The organism is Paenibacillus sp. J31R122 (assembly GCF_056269185.1).
In genome coordinates this window covers 181,548-195,965 of sequence record NZ_JBWDNM010000014.1, presented here as the reverse complement: position 1 = coordinate 195,965, position 14,418 = coordinate 181,548, and the positions used below count along the sequence as shown (strand labels likewise).

Here is a 14,418-nt window from a genome sequence, read left to right as displayed (position 1 = left end):
ATTTGCCATACCTGATTGGCAATGCCTGATTTGGCATGCCTCATTAGTTTCAATATTTGCACTTAAATGAGCGTGGAAAAGGCTCAGCTCTGATTTAGTGTCATGGAATGAACTTAATTGCTGGATTTGCTCGATCCGTGACCTCATTCAGTTGCTTTAACTACATTTTCTGAAACTAAATCGTCTCTATTTCCATAGTAACTCTCATTAATTTCACAATTTGAAACTAATTAAACGTTACCTCTAAGCTACCCAAGGGATAGGTACTTTCACAGCGATATATCCTATCGACCAGTAGACGAATAGTTCCTGTCACAGCGATATATCCTATCGACCAATAGAAGGATAGTCGAGACTAGTCGTTTTTCCTTGTGACCCGGCAATCAATCATTTTTATAGATTCCTTATATGGGATAAATATTAGGCTTGATATAAGATATATGGAGCTTGCATGAACTGGATAAAACCTCCGCCTAATAAGAATACTTTTTTTACAACTTTTTTTATCCCACAATCGTTTTACATGCCGAGGTGAAGAAATTGCCGACTGATGAACAGTTAATTCAAGAAATACAAGGCGGGAGCCAAGCTGCCATGGAGGTGCTCGTTAAGCGTTATTACAAGCGAATCTATGCATATTTGTATCGTAGAACAACGAATAGTCATACGGCATACGATCTGACACAGGATGTATTTATCAAAATGGTCCAGAACCTCTCCTCCTTTAAAAGCTCTGGATCCTTCAGCAGCTGGTTGTTCACAATCGCCGTGAATTGCAGCAGAGATTATTACAGGTCTGCCGCATACAGACAAGCATCAACTGCTATGGAGTATGAGGAGCGCATAGAATCGAAACAAGAGGAGTCGGTCTCCTATATTTTTGAGAAAAATGAATCGAGAACGCTTCTTAAGAAAGCGGTGCAGGAGCTGCCGGACATACAAAGCGAGGCCATTTTACTTAAGTATTATCATGATCTGAAAATTAAGGAAATCGCAGCAATAACGAGCACGAATGAGAATACGGTGAAGGCTCGATTGCGACAAGGGCTGGAGAAGCTGAAGAAGAGGCTTGGGAGGGATGATTATGAACAAAAAAGAAACTCATAAGCATGCACCGAAACTAAATGAGTACGATGAGCTTGATTCGTTCGATCAAGAGTTTCGCGAATTTATGAACGAATATACGGTTGAATATCCAGGCGAAGAAGCGATTATGCAAACGATAGATACGCTGAGACCCTACGTAAAGCCGTCTGAGGCAAGTCGGAAGACCGTTTTTCCTTTAAGCTTGACTATGCTCAGAATGCTTCATATCCGCATCAGCTTTTGGCTGCTGAACGCGCTCTTCTTTGGCGGAGGGTTACTAGCATGGGGATTTTGGGAAGGAGATCCTTACTCCATTATGCTGCTGCTCTCTCCCGTACCTTTTTTGCTAGGCCTGCTGGAGGTATTCAGAGGGCGTGATGAGGGTCTGATGGAGCTGGAGATGTCATGCAAGTATTCTGCACAGCAGATCATGCTTTCTAAAATGCTAGTTGCCGGCAGCTACAATATGCTGCTTAGTCTCATTCTGCTCGTCGTATTCAGCTTGTTCGGTGAGCCGCTCCTTTTATCAAAAGTCATTATTTTCTGGGTGACACCGTTTACGGTTGCTTCCAGTATCGGATTAGCTGTAGCGAATAGAGTGCGCAGCATGATTTCGATACCACTTACACTGACGATATGGATATTTATCGTACCTATAGTCATTGAAAGCACAAAGATAGAAGCAATAAACGGTCTTTACTCAAGCCTAGGTGCAATAGTTTCCATATTGGCAGTTTTATTGTTCGTCTTACAGATCAAACGTTTAAGAAGAGGTGAGTTTGTTGATATTATCCATTGAGAGAGTTAGTAAGCAATTTGGACATAAAAGGGCGTTGGAGAGTGTAACCTGTGAACTGACAGAAGGGGTTTACGGTTTTCTAGGCGCAAATGGCTCAGGAAAAACAACGCTGATGCGAATACTCGCAGCTGTCTCTAAACCGAGCTCGGGCAGAGTACTTTGCAACGGAGAAGATATACAAATAATGAATGAACGCTATCGCGATTTGCTTGGTTATTTGCCGCAGCAGATGGGACTATATAAAAACTTCACTGTCACCAAATTTCTTCTGTATATCGCTTCGCTGAAAGGAATTGAGAAGAATAAAGCCGAGGCTAAAGTCGAAGAGCTGTTGCAGGTCGTTCACTTAACGGATGAGAAGCGTACAAAGGTAGGCAAGCTCTCTGGAGGGATGAAGCAGCGAGTCGGCATTGCACAGGCTTTGCTGAATGATCCGAAAATCATTATTGTGGATGAGCCGACTGCGGGGCTTGATCCGAAGGAGCGTATTCGATTCCGTAATTTACTGTCATCCATTGCAAATGAACGTATCGTCCTGCTGTCTACACATATCGTATCGGACATTGAGTATCTCGCTAAGGAGCTTCTTATAATGAAGCGGGGTATGCTTATTCAGAAGGCTCAGCCTCAGCAACTGCTTGAAGGCTTGAAGGATAAAGTATGGACACTGCGAGTGCAGCAGGCAGAGATAGGTGCTCTTCAAGCTCGGCATAAGGTTAGCAGTTTAATCAACAGTGAAGATGCCATTATCGCACGTATTTTATCCGATTATAAGCCTGATCCGCGCGCAGAAGCAGCTATGCCAAATCTTGAGGACCTTTACTTGTATTATTTTGATGAGGAGGCTGTGAAGTGAAATCCTTATTATCATTTGAGCTTTACAAAATTTATCGTCAAAAAAGCATTTATATTGCTCTACTTATTCTGTTAGCTTTTATTACATTAAGTTTGAACGGTCAAGTGACAAGTGATCAATCATCCTACTATAAGGAGTGGGAGGGTGAACTCACTCAGGAAAAGGTTGATCGTGCACAGGCAGAAAATGCACTAATAATGGATAAATGGGAATCAGAAAAGGAAACACTAACAGATCAAGAAAGAGCAATGTCCGGTGTATATGAGAAAATAAGCAATTTGCATAATCTAGAAATGCAGAGGTTGTCCGGAGTGGAAGGTGTAAGTGGGTATCTTCATTCCTTGGAGGAAAAAGGGGGAGGCGGCTATGTACAGCGTCAGAATGAATTACTCCTCAAGATGCTCGATAGCTACAAGGTCGATCAGATATATTATAACCGCGCTCCAAGCGAGATGATTGACTTCGTTAATGTTTACTCCATTCTTATAAGCGGTTCTTTGATTCTTGTTGGTCTAGCCTCTATATTTTCGAATGAATATGCGACTGGGATGGATCAGTATCAATTCAGCTCTAGATATGGACGGAAGCAGGTCGTTACCGCAAAAATAATTTCTTCGATGATTTACGTGGTTTCTATCGTTATCGTATGGGTGCTTTACAATTTGATTTTTCGGTTTATCACTTACGGTGGAGGTGTAGATGGATTTAAGACCCCTCTACAGGAAGTATTTAAATACCGAAGTTCAACTTATGGTTATGACTTAGGAACCTATATATTGGTTCAAATCGGCATGCATTTACTGGGAGCGCTTGGATTTGCATTAATCGTAATGCTAATCTCTGCCTTTTGTAGGCATACGATAATGTCATTCCTTATATCAGGGTTTATCTTCGGGTTGCCTATTGCTGTTCGTAGTATATTTGATCTGCCGATGCCATGGTTAAATAAAATACTTGAATTTAGCTATACAGATGTGATGAGGGTAGAAGAACTATTTATGGAATTCAAAACCATTAATCTTTTTGGTCAGCCGATTCTTTATCCTATAGTGGCTATTGTTGTTACGATCGTTTTATCCATGGCTAGTGTTTGGTTGTTATTTTACACAATGAGACGTAAGGAAGTTGCTTAAAGGAAGGGAATAGGACGAAAAAGGTCTGGATGGAGGGTGTAAAGGATGCGAAAATCACACGATGGCAGTACAGAAGGATTTGCGCGTCCACATCCGAAGCCAAAGAGTAATCGTGTACGAAGGGTTATTATCTGGCTAGCGGTGTTCATTCTATCGATAGCCGCCATACTTACTATTGTATATAAAGTAATGCTGCTTTCCCCCACTGCCGAAGCGAGTGCAGCGATGCAAAGTGATAATCAAGTAACCATCAGCAAGCTTGATGAGGGGTATCGCTTTGAACCTGCATCAAGAGGGGCGGTGGCTATCAAGCAGCCTAATCTTATTTTTTATCCAGGTGCAATGGTGGAACCAGAGAGCTATTCACTGTTTGCACGTAAGTTGGCCGCGGCCGGTTATCGCGTCTATATTGCCAGCATGCCGTTTCATTTAGCACTCACGGACCAAGACCGTGCTGAAGCTTTTATTGCAGAACATCCCAATGAAAGCTATGTCATGGGAGGGCATTCACTAGGCGGCGTATTCGCTACTCGATTTGCTGCCGAACATAGAGAACAACTTGCAGGAGTATTTCTACTTGCTTCCTATGCGGACAAGAAAGGAAGCCTCGTTAATTCTGGCTTGCCTGTGCTGCAAATAATTGCATCGAGAGACGGTGTACTGAACTGGAAAATCTGGGGCAAGGCGAACCGCTATATGCCAGTTGCAACGAGCTATGTCACCATTGAAGGCGGCAACCATACACAATTCGGGTCGTATGGTCAGCAACGAATAGATAGAGTAGCTACGATATCACCTGAGCAGCAGCTCGATGTAGTAAGCACAGAGCTGCTTAAATGGATAGGTAAACTAAATTCATAAGATATCAAAGAAGAAAAAGCTGTTTTCTGAGGTCCTATAGACCTAAGGAAAACAGTTTTTTTTATAAACATAGTAATTGAGTTTATGATATGCTAATTTATCATTATATATTTATAAAATAGGAAAATGTTAGAAGGTAGATCTGCGAAGAATGTCGAATTATAGTAGCAAAGATACATTTACATTTTCAATATTCTGAGGTGCTTAAATGAAAGGTAGATATAAATCTGCGATCGTATTCTTGCTTTCGCTATTCATAGCAGTTCCGTTTCTAGTTACCGAGGCCTATGCGCTTTCGGATGAACCGAGTGTCGCTATTAGAGAGTGGGAAATGAAATGGGAAACAAATCAAGAGGATAGTATTCGATCTGCTGCACTTATTCAGCAAGCGGTCGGATGGTTTCCGGTTAACTATACGGCTGACACGTTGCTAATACCGGAAAATACGCATTATGCTTGGGTGAAATTTAAGCTGCCTGACCTTAAATGGGCGAGACCTACTTTACTTATTAGCGAACTTAATGCTAAAAATGTAACGATTTATATGGATAATCTAATTGTCTATGAGACCAAGCGTAACTATGCTAACGATTACAATAAAATATTACTGCCTCTGACAGCTAATGATTCAAATAAAACGATTTATTTGAGGTTAGAAACAGCTGAGAAAAAAATTGGTATTAAAGAACAACCGATAGTAGGAGAATACCAAGATCTTGTTAAAGTGTATATGACTAGGGATATACTGGATGTTATTTTGGGAGCGGCACTTGTTTTCATCTCACTTTCCATGCTACTATGTATTATTTTTATGAGTAAGTTGTATATGAATAGCTGGAGCTCCTTATGTGTCATCATACTATCTGTAGGCTTGATGATACTAACGAGCTCTCCGTTTTTTCACACAACCTATAGTGAATTCGGATTAGTATCTTATTATATATTTGATATTTCATCATACTTATTAACACCTTCTTTATTCATTTTTTTCGAAAATATATTTGGCAGGGGACCGTACGGTCTGATTACTTTCATGAGGAAAGTAATAGTCGTAAGCATAGCTATTTGCATTATTTTATTGGTATCAGGAATAGCAATCGATGCTTTACGAGAGTTGTATATTATAGTTGGGATAATATGCTTCGGGGTTTCCGTTGTTATCGGAAACATTTTATTAATAAGTTGTTTGATTTTGTACTGCGTGCAAAAAAACAAGGAAGCTATTATTTTGACTATTGGATTTGGTATGTTTGCTGCGATAGGAGTAGCAGAGATTTCATGGTTCTTTATAAAAAATAAAGGTTATGATCTATTTTTGTGGAAATGGGGTGTTCTTTGTTTTATTGTGTCTCTCGTTATTATATTATCCAGAAGAATAATGAAAAATTACGATCAAGTTGTAGAGTATTCAAAGCAACTTGAAATTTTCAATAATGAACTGCAACGATCTGAGAAGATGGAGGTTATTAGTCAGCTTGCTGCGTCGGTCGCTCATGAGGTGCGTAATCCTTTGCAAGTAACACGAGGTTTTCTTCAGCTGTTAGAGGAGAAATCAGCTAATGAGAAAGATAAAAGTTTTATGCTGCTAGCAATTACTGAATTAGATCGTGCATCTGAAATAATAACCGATTTTTTAACCTTTGCAAAACCTCAATTAGAGCAAACAACACTGCTAAATATTGCAGAAGAGCTGCAACAAATAGAAGGTATACTTGTGCCATTGGCTACGATGCAAGGAGGAATAATAAAATTAGAACTGGCACCGAACCTTTTTATTTGCGGCAATTCATCTAAATTCAAGCAAGCTTTAATTAATCTTATCAAAAATGGGATAGAAGCTTTCGGTAAAGAGGGTTATATTCAGATCCAAGCCTATGAAGATTTGGAATCAAAACTAGTGTATATTCGGATAAAGGATAACGGAGAAGGAATGGATGATGCTGATCTAAAGAAATTGGGTGAGCCGTATTATTCGAAGAAAACGAAGGGCACAGGATTAGGTCTGATGGTTACGTTTCGAATAGTAGAAGCTATGCAAGGTAAAATTACTTTCAATAGTACGAGGGGGGTTGGAACTGAGGCAGTAATGCATTTCCCGTTAGCAAATAAATAGCGCCGATAGCTTATTACTGAGCTTTCGGCGCTTTTTATTGTTTAGTAATAGGAAGCTAAACCCACATTGGATATCTAAGAGTTGGATCTTCTTCCAAGTCAGCTGGATTCGTAGGAATAACCAGATAGAACTTGTGGGATGTTTCTTCTAAAGCTTCAATTTCGAATGTGTCAGGAATTTCGACTCCAAATGCTTCTTTAATAGCTGCTTTAGGATTAGCAAGAAGTTGTGCTTTGAATTCAGCATCTTCCCATGCTTTTTGAATAATCTGTTCTCTTAAATTTTGTTCTGAGGACACAATAATCACCCTTCTCGATATGTATAAGTTTACCATACCAAGTCTATCATGGATTTTCGACAATATCTACTTTAAAATGCAAATATTCTACAGTTTTTGCGATATTTTATGATCCATTAGACTTATTTATATGAGATTTCCATAGGGAAGTAGTTTTAAACGACCAGATAGAGGTTAGTGTGAAATAGTGACTATCGTCTTAACTATCTATATCAAATGAATTAATCCTTTGATATTAAGTTCTAACAGCAAAGTGGGGTTGTAATCGAGGTTACACAATTCTTAAAGTGAAAAAACGCCGAATGTGAGTTACACACATTCGGCGTTTTTATTCAATAAATTATACCCACATCGGAGCTTCTTTAGGGCTTGAATCTGCTTTTAATTTAGTTGGGTTCGGAGGAATTACTACGTAAAACTTTTTGTATGTTTCTTCACCAGCCTCAACTTCGTATGAATCTGGAATTTCCAATCCAAAAGCTTCTTTAATTGCGGCTTTCGGATTAGCAAGAAGTTGTTCCTTGAAATCGTCATCTTCCCATGCTTTTTGAATAATTTGAATCTTTAAGGATTGCTCTGTAGACACGATAAATCACCCCTCCTGATATGTATAAGTTTACCATACCAAGTCTATCATGGATTTTCGACATTATCTACTTTAAAATGCAAATATTATACAAATTTATCATTGAAAATAGATTCTATAGTCCCGATTTCATTGAATTATGAGATAAAAAGTAGTCGAATCCGCCTTGCTGAAGCATATTGCGATTTGAATCTATCGTCTCAGATGTCTGATTCAAATGGTTTAAGAGGTAAGCATGGAATTGTACCAGCTCTGTAGCTTTCAACTTCATAGCGAGAAGTCTATTATGATTGTCCCAGGCAACCTGGACATAGGACTTCATGCAGCCTCTTACATAAATAGATGCTTCCGCCTCTTCTATGGTAGGCTGTCTATCTAATTGCCGAGCAGAGGCAATCATGGCAAGTAAACTATTGTAGCAGCCTTCTGTCAAATCCTCCTGCCAATCGACCCAATCATCCGCCATTTGCAGCGTAGTGAGTGTAATATCAATCGCTTCCTCCATGATAGGAATCAGATCGGTTCGTGATGTGAGCAATAGGGCGCCAGTACACGCGATTTTGACAGGTCCAGCTTTCCCGGCAATTTTAAGTGGCTCGGTAATAAAGTAATTATCGTTCTGTTCATTCATCACGCAGTCAGCCCATGTCGATACATATCTATCGTAGTATTGCCAAAATGAAGAATCTGATGGAAACAGCTCACGAAATACACCAAACATCTCAAGCATCAACAGATTGCCAAGAGCGAGCTGTTCCTTCCAATTAGATGAAGGCGTACTGTCCATTACATCATCCTGAATAAAAAAATAGAGCATGCCATAGACATTAGCTAATGCGAGCTTCTTGCATTGCTCATCATTTATTGCCGCGGTCTCTTGCACCCAGAAGGGAAGCAGGCTGCAAATGTAATCCTTGCCGCTGTCACGCTTAACCGGGTTGAACTTGTCCGCATATAATAGACCAATTGTGTTCAGGGGTACTGGGAATGCAGCAATGCGCTGTGCAGCTTCTGCAAAGATGAGCTCAAGCTGCTTCTCGTAACGGTCATACCATTCCATCATAATGTCCTCCGCAACTTCGTAATTGTTGGATTTATTTAGACTAGAACTTAATTTTGGAGCATATCAATAGTCATGAACGCTCCAAATCTTTTCCTACTATACCACTTCTATACCAAGTAAAAGTTAACATTTTTATTAATAAGAGGTAAAAGCAGACGAACTTCTTATTGAGTAAAAAGAGAATATCCAGTAAAATGAGTAAAAGGTTTACAATTAGTTACTGTAATAGACCAAGCGCTACCATATTTGCAAAACTGGACCAAGGTCGAGGATACTCCTATTACCTGAGCAGGTTTAGAATTTTGTTCTCCTGCATTAAAGTTAATACCAAGATGAGAGTTCTTTAATGTGGAGGTAGTAAGACATGAATAGAGATGTGGAAATTTACGTGCTTTTGACAGATACTAGAACTTTATTTACGAAAACAATCAAATGGTTTACGAAAGACCCGCTGAATCATGCTTCTATAGCATTTGACAGCGATTTGAGTGAGGTTTATAGCTTTGGCAGGAAAAATCCAAGCAACCCATTTTTCGCAGGTTTTGTGAAAGAAGATGTGAGAGGACAGTTTTTTGAACATTCGATGTGCTCGCTTTATCGTTGTACAATCAGTTATAGCGCCTATATGAACATTCGTTCACAGATACACTATATGGAGCAAAATAGTGATCAATACAAATATAATTTACTAGGCATGCTTGGAATCGTGTTCAATATTGAAATGAAGCGAGAATATGCTTACTTTTGTTCTCAATTTGTAGCCTCGGTGTTTGAGGAAAGTGGAGTTAGCTTAGTTAATAAACCATCATTTTTCGTAACACCTGGTGATTTGGAGAATACGGCTCTACTAGAGCTAGTATATCATGGGAAGTTACATTCCTATACTGGGTGCAAGGAAATGAAAGCAACTGGAGCTTTTCGAACAGCATGAAGAAGGCCTCACTTGTGGAGGTCTTTTTTTTATGAAGATAATTTCCTGAAAAACGCAATTGACAATGATTATCATTAGCCCGTATACTTTGTAACGAATCCCAAATAGATAAGTAAAGAGGAGTCATTCATAATGAAGATTAAATTAACTACATTTGTATTGGCATGCGCACTTATTTTTACTGGTTGTGGAGCTAATAATTCTGAAAATGCAGGAACAGTTGAACAATCTACTAACAAGACTGCTGCAGAGAGCGGGAATAAATCAGAGGCACCAGATGGTAACTGGACCGCAATTTTGGAAGACTATCGTCAGTTTACCGTTGAGCAGGCAGACAAGTTTATTATTGAAACCGAAAAATTCGTTGCAGCTGTTAAAGGCGGCGATGTAGAAACTGCGAAGCTGTTGTATGCACCAACACGGATGTATTTCGAGCGCATTGAGCCAATTGCCGAAGCGCTAGGAGATTTGGATCCAAACATAGATGCTCGTGAAAATGACGTAGAGGACAAAGACTGGCGCGGATTTCACCGTATTGAGCAGGCTCTTTGGGTGAACAACTCTACAGAAGGAATGGATGAATACGCCGATAGGCTGCTTGAGGATGTAAAGCTGCTGCGTGCTCTAATGGAAACCGTAGAAGTTGATCCAGGCTTGCTCGTTACGGGAGCGGTAGAACTGCTGAATGAGGTATCTTCCTCGAAAGTAGTCGGAGAGGAAGAACGTTACTCCCATACGGATCTGTACGATTTTGTAGCAAATGTGGAAGGCGCGAACAAAATCTATGAGCTGCTGCAGCCTGTGCTGATTAAGAAAAATACAGAGCTAAATGAGCAAATCGAAAAAGGATTTACGGATCTTGAGCAAGCTTTGACCACCTACAAATCAGGTGATGGTTATGTGTCGTATTTGGACCTGAAGGAAGAAGATACGAAGAAGCTAAGCCAACTCATTGATGCGCTTGCAGAGCCGCTTTCCCAAATGGGTACTATTTTGGAGGTACAATAAGATGACTCGGCCAACTGACTCAGACTCTAAGCAAGATGATGGCAAAGCAGGCGGTGTTCTGGAAAAATCGATTAGCCGACGCGATTTGCTGCGAATGGCGGGCATCGGCGGAGCGGGTTTATTGCTAGGAGCTGCAGGAGTCGGCGGTGTATTAACCGCACAGGATAGAAACGGAGCTAAGGAAGCTTCAAGTGCAGGGCAAACAAGTGATCCTGCACAGATTGTAGATTTTTATGGCACTCACCAAGCGGGCATCGTAACGCCTCCACAGGATTTTGTTTTGTTTGCAACATTTGATTTGACGACAGAAAACATTGCTGATGTGCGCAAACTGTTTCAAGCTTGGACGGCTGCTGCTGCATCAATGACAAGTGGCCATATGCTTGGCAGCGACAACAACAATAATAATTTGCCGCCTTCCGATACAGGAGAAGCGGCAGGGTTGTCTCCATCGCGTACGACCATAACGTTTGGTGTAGGGCCTTCTTTCTTCGACTCACGATATGGGCTTACAAGCAAAAAGCCTGCTGTTCTCACAGACTTGCCCGCTTTTGGGGGAGATGAGCTGCGAGCTGAATGGTCAGGTGGTGATATTGGCGTGCAAGTGAATGCGAATGACATGCAGATTGCTTTTCATGCGATTCGGAATTTAGCGCGTATCGCTAGAGGCAAGGCTGTGCTTCGCTGGACACAGGAAGGTTTCCAACGAACGGGTGGTGCTGATCCATCTGGTGCGACACCTCGTAATTTAATGGGTTTTAAGGACGGTACAGGCAATCCTGACGTTCATAATGAAACAGAGATGAAGCAGGTTGTTTGGGCAGAGGCTGCTGACGGAGCCGCATGGATGGCGCAGGGCAGCTATATGGTTGTTAGGCGAATTCGGATGCGTATCGAGGTATGGGATCGTTCGACCCTTGGTGATCAAGAAAATACATTTGGTCGTCATCGCGAGAGCGGAGCTCCAATCGGCAGTAAGCTGGAAATGGATAAGGTGGATTTGGAGAAGAAGGATGAGAGCGGCAAGTCCGTTATCCCGATAAATTCACATGTTCGTCTGACACGCGGTGACGGCTCGATCAAAATTTTGCGTCGCTCTTACTCATACTCAAGCGGTATCGACAATAAAACAGGACAGCTTGATGCAGGGCTGTTGTTTATATGCTTCAATCGTGATACGCGCAAGCAGTTTATACCTATGCAGCAAAAGCTTGGACAAAGCGACTTATTGAATGAATATATCGTGCATACCGGCAGCGCGGTGTTTGCTTGCTTTCCAGGTGTGAGGGAAGGCGGCTACATTGGTGAAACACTCTTTTAAAGAAATAAAAGCTTTCTATGAGGAAAGGGGCGGACTACTGATGTTCGCACAACATAGCAACGGATTGAAACGTATTGGTATACGATTCTGTTCCGTTGTTTTTCTAATGCTAATGATAGTCGGCGGCGGCAATTATGTACATGCGGATGGTGAACAGGCGGATGAGCTGAGCCGTTTGCTGCCTCTCGTAGGAGGCGCGTTAGTCGAAGCGGGACAAGATGACTGGGCAGACGCAGTCTTGCATATTGAAGAAGCTGCTGTGAAGTGGGAGCAGCTTAATCCCGCGTCTACCAAAGAGTCTGCAGATGTAGATTCTGCTATGGCTGGGGCACTCAATTCGCTCGCTGAATCGGAGAAAAACCCAGAGGCGGCGAAAGCTTCATTGTCTACACTAGCTAAGGCGTTAAACCGATACGTGAAGAGTGAGCAGACGGATACTGCTGTTATGTCGGGCAAAGAAGCTGCTGTTCGTATACTGCCGTTTGTGGAGCAGCTGCTGAAAGATATAGAAGCTGGTGATTGGACGAAAGCAAATGCTGCTTATCGTAAAATCAATAGCGAATGGCCGATCGTTGAGAAAGCAGTGCGAGTTGATAATTTCAGCGTATATGGCAGTCTGGAAACAAAAATGAGCATGCTGCGGATTTCAATTCAAGCCGATCCACCGCGTGCAGAGCAGGCTGTGAAAGAGGCTAAGGCGCTCATTCAACTTATTAACGACTATAAAGATGGCAAAATCACAGCTTCATCAAAGGCAGAGGCTGATACACTAACGGTGTCAGCAGCGGTTGGTATTCTTGATCAAGCGCTGATCGACATTAAATCGAGTCATCATGCTGAAGCAGCAGATCAGATGGAATCATTCATCGTGCAATGGCCTGCGATCGAAGGAGAGGTTCAGCTTCGTTCGGCCGCCGTCTACAGCAATATCGAAATTCGGATGGCAGAAGCTGCAGGCTATTTACTTTCAGAGCCTCCTGCTGCGGACAAAGCAGCGAAGCTCATCGAAGAGATGCGAGGACAGCTCGAGCCGATGATGCAGGAGACGAAGTATACAGCTTGGGATGCAGGAATGATTTTGCTGCGTGAAGGACTTGAGGCGATATTAGTATTGGCTGCGCTTCTTGCCTACTTGCAACGAACCGGTAATGCAGATAAACGAAAGTGGGTTTGGTCTGGTGTATGGGTAGGGCTTCTACTAAGCGGCGTAATGGCGTTAGTGCTTACTTATGCAATTGCTCAAGTAGCAGCAGGCGGTGCTCGTGAATCAATTGAAGGTATTGCCGGCCTTTTATCGGTTGTGCTGATGCTTACGGTGGGCAATTGGCTCCACAGCAAATCCAATATGAAGAACTGGAACCAATACATTGATCAACGTATGGGCAGCGCGCTTGCACGTGGCAGTTTATGGTCTTTATTCGCGGTATCAGGCTTAGCTATTTTTCGTGAGGGAGCAGAAACAACGATATTTTATATCGGGATGGCACCTTCTATTGAACCGTTGCAGCTTATCCTTGGATTTGGTGTAACGTTCATATTTTTAATAGCACTCGGATTTGGGATTATCAAGTTCAGTGCAAAGCTGCCAGTTCGTCCGTTCTTTCTCATTGCATCAGCGCTTATCTACTACTTAGTTTTTCGCTTTCTTGGTGAAAGTGTACACTCTTTGCAAGTGTCGGGGTGGGTCCCCGCGCATACGATGTCTAGCTTACCTACAGTCGGCGCTCTAGGCATCTACCCAACTTTGGAGACAACGATTCCACAGCTTATTGTACTAGCGTATATTATTGGAAAAGTAAGCTGGACACAGTGGCGGAAAAATACGCCGGGGATTAATGCTTTGAATGCGAAGTAACAGACTCCAAAAGTATTTTAATTTTAATAGATGAGAGCTGTTTCACGTGTGGCGTTTGCTGCTTGCGAAACAGCTTTTTTCATTGTTTGTAGAGCTAGTTATTGAGGAGATCAAATCCATTTAAGCGAAACGACAACGTTTGTGGTATTATTTTTGGAAAAGGGAGGCAATGAATATGAAGGGACAAAGCGTATTAATATCGGCTTTAGTTTTTGCTTTTGTTATCGCTGTTTTTGCTGTCATCAATGTCGATTCTGTAAAAGTAAACTTCTTGTTTACGGAAGCAACAATACCGCTTATTCTCGTTATATTGTCATCCACCTTGCTTGGTGGACTTACGGTTGGTCTTCTTGGAATGATTCGACAGTTCCGCCTGCAGCGCACGGTGAAGCTTTTAGAGAAGCATGTGGCTGAGCTTATGGCTGAAAATAGCGAGATATCTTCAGTACAGACTATTAGTCGTGCTGATCGTGTAGAGCCAGCTGAATTGCCGGTTAGCGAATAGCAC

At 41.7% G+C, this 14,418-nt stretch carries 14 protein-coding genes; 11 read left to right on the top strand and 3 right to left on the bottom strand.

What is annotated here, in order from left to right; genetic code table 11:
* Positions 1-531 precede the first annotated feature (531 nt).
* The 6 genes from AC0YN7_RS22375 to AC0YN7_RS22350 all read left to right on the top strand — a co-directional run bounded on the left by AC0YN7_RS22375 (position 532) and on the right by AC0YN7_RS22350 (position 6,848).
* Positions 532-1,107 (top strand): RNA polymerase sigma factor, encoded by a 576-nt coding sequence (locus AC0YN7_RS22375; RefSeq protein ID WP_475812242.1) that lies wholly within the window; start codon positions 532-534, stop codon positions 1,105-1,107.
* The gene (locus AC0YN7_RS22370) at positions 1,085-1,885 is read left to right on the top strand and encodes a hypothetical protein (protein ID WP_475812241.1); all 801 of its coding nucleotides are present in this window, start codon (positions 1,085-1,087) and stop codon (positions 1,883-1,885) included. Before AC0YN7_RS22375 ends, AC0YN7_RS22370 begins: the two co-directional genes overlap by 23 nt.
* Positions 1,869-2,741 carry an ABC transporter ATP-binding protein gene (locus AC0YN7_RS22365; protein WP_475812240.1) on the top strand — a complete coding sequence of 291 codons (873 nt, stop codon included), beginning with the start codon at positions 1,869-1,871 and terminating at the stop codon, positions 2,739-2,741. The genes AC0YN7_RS22370 and AC0YN7_RS22365 overlap by 17 nt, the downstream gene beginning before the upstream one ends.
* Entirely contained in the window at positions 2,738-3,874 is a 1,137-nt protein-coding gene (locus AC0YN7_RS22360; protein ID WP_475812239.1) for a hypothetical protein, read from the top strand. Before AC0YN7_RS22365 ends, AC0YN7_RS22360 begins: the two co-directional genes overlap by 4 nt.
* A gap of 45 nt (positions 3,875-3,919) precedes the next feature.
* The gene (locus AC0YN7_RS22355) at positions 3,920-4,735 is read left to right on the top strand and encodes an alpha/beta fold hydrolase (RefSeq protein ID WP_475812238.1); all 816 of its coding nucleotides are present in this window, start codon (positions 3,920-3,922) and stop codon (positions 4,733-4,735) included.
* Positions 4,736-4,943: 208 nt separating this feature from the next.
* Positions 4,944-6,848 (top strand): ATP-binding protein, encoded by a 1,905-nt coding sequence (locus AC0YN7_RS22350; protein WP_475812237.1) that lies wholly within the window; start codon positions 4,944-4,946, stop codon positions 6,846-6,848.
* Positions 6,849-6,903: 55 nt separating this feature from the next.
* Here AC0YN7_RS22350 and AC0YN7_RS22345 read toward each other — a convergent pair whose 3' ends face one another.
* The 3 genes from AC0YN7_RS22345 to AC0YN7_RS22335 form a co-directional block, all read right to left on the bottom strand.
* Positions 6,904-7,146: an NHLP leader peptide family RiPP precursor gene (locus tag AC0YN7_RS22345; protein WP_475812236.1), complete on the bottom strand. Its 243-nt coding sequence runs from the start codon at positions 7,144-7,146 to the stop codon at positions 6,904-6,906.
* 340 nt (positions 7,147-7,486) lie between these two features.
* Positions 7,487-7,732 (bottom strand): NHLP leader peptide family RiPP precursor, encoded by a 246-nt coding sequence (locus tag AC0YN7_RS22340; protein WP_475812235.1) that lies wholly within the window; start codon positions 7,730-7,732, stop codon positions 7,487-7,489.
* A 115-nt stretch (positions 7,733-7,847) separates the two neighbouring features.
* On the bottom strand, positions 7,848-8,795 hold the full coding sequence (locus tag AC0YN7_RS22335; protein WP_475812234.1) for a hypothetical protein: 948 nt from the start codon (positions 8,793-8,795) through the stop codon (positions 7,848-7,850).
* A 364-nt stretch (positions 8,796-9,159) separates the two neighbouring features.
* Here AC0YN7_RS22335 and AC0YN7_RS22330 point away from each other — a divergent pair, with 364 nt between their 5' ends.
* The 5 genes from AC0YN7_RS22330 to AC0YN7_RS22310 all read left to right on the top strand — a co-directional run bounded on the left by AC0YN7_RS22330 (position 9,160) and on the right by AC0YN7_RS22310 (position 14,415).
* Positions 9,160-9,726 carry a hypothetical protein gene (locus AC0YN7_RS22330; protein ID WP_475812233.1) on the top strand — a complete coding sequence of 189 codons (567 nt, stop codon included), beginning with the start codon at positions 9,160-9,162 and terminating at the stop codon, positions 9,724-9,726.
* Positions 9,727-9,858: 132 nt separating this feature from the next.
* Positions 9,859-10,734: an iron uptake system protein EfeO gene (efeO, locus tag AC0YN7_RS22325; RefSeq protein WP_475812232.1), complete on the top strand. Its 876-nt coding sequence runs from the start codon at positions 9,859-9,861 to the stop codon at positions 10,732-10,734.
* 1 nt (position 10,735) lies between these two features.
* Entirely contained in the window at positions 10,736-12,055 is a 1,320-nt protein-coding gene (gene efeB, locus AC0YN7_RS22320; protein ID WP_475812231.1) for an iron uptake transporter deferrochelatase/peroxidase subunit, read from the top strand.
* Positions 12,056-12,095: 40 nt separating this feature from the next.
* Positions 12,096-13,910: an FTR1 family iron permease gene (locus AC0YN7_RS22315; RefSeq protein ID WP_475812230.1), complete on the top strand. Its 1,815-nt coding sequence runs from the start codon at positions 12,096-12,098 to the stop codon at positions 13,908-13,910.
* A gap of 175 nt (positions 13,911-14,085) precedes the next feature.
* Positions 14,086-14,415: a LapA family protein gene (locus AC0YN7_RS22310; protein ID WP_475812229.1), complete on the top strand. Its 330-nt coding sequence runs from the start codon at positions 14,086-14,088 to the stop codon at positions 14,413-14,415.
* Positions 14,416-14,418: the final 3 nt, after the last annotated feature.

Bases quoted from the DNA above. Each gene is read 5' to 3' on its own strand.
- efeO (WP_475812232.1), top strand. From the start codon at position 9,859: ATGAAGATTAAATTAACTACATTTGTATTGGCATGCGCACTTATTTTT.
- AC0YN7_RS22315 (WP_475812230.1), top strand. From the start codon at position 12,096: ATGTTCGCACAACATAGCAACGGATTGAAACGTATTGGTATACGATTC.
- AC0YN7_RS22355 (WP_475812238.1), top strand. From the start codon at position 3,920: ATGCGAAAATCACACGATGGCAGTACAGAAGGATTTGCGCGTCCACAT.
- efeB (WP_475812231.1), top strand. From the start codon at position 10,736: ATGACTCGGCCAACTGACTCAGACTCTAAGCAAGATGATGGCAAAGCA.
- AC0YN7_RS22370 (WP_475812241.1), top strand. From the start codon at position 1,085: ATGAACAAAAAAGAAACTCATAAGCATGCACCGAAACTAAATGAGTAC.
- AC0YN7_RS22350 (WP_475812237.1), top strand. From the start codon at position 4,944: ATGAAAGGTAGATATAAATCTGCGATCGTATTCTTGCTTTCGCTATTC.
- AC0YN7_RS22335 (WP_475812234.1), bottom strand. From the start codon at position 8,795: ATGATGGAATGGTATGACCGTTACGAGAAGCAGCTTGAGCTCATCTTT.
- AC0YN7_RS22330 (WP_475812233.1), top strand. From the start codon at position 9,160: ATGAATAGAGATGTGGAAATTTACGTGCTTTTGACAGATACTAGAACT.
- AC0YN7_RS22310 (WP_475812229.1), top strand. From the start codon at position 14,086: ATGAAGGGACAAAGCGTATTAATATCGGCTTTAGTTTTTGCTTTTGTT.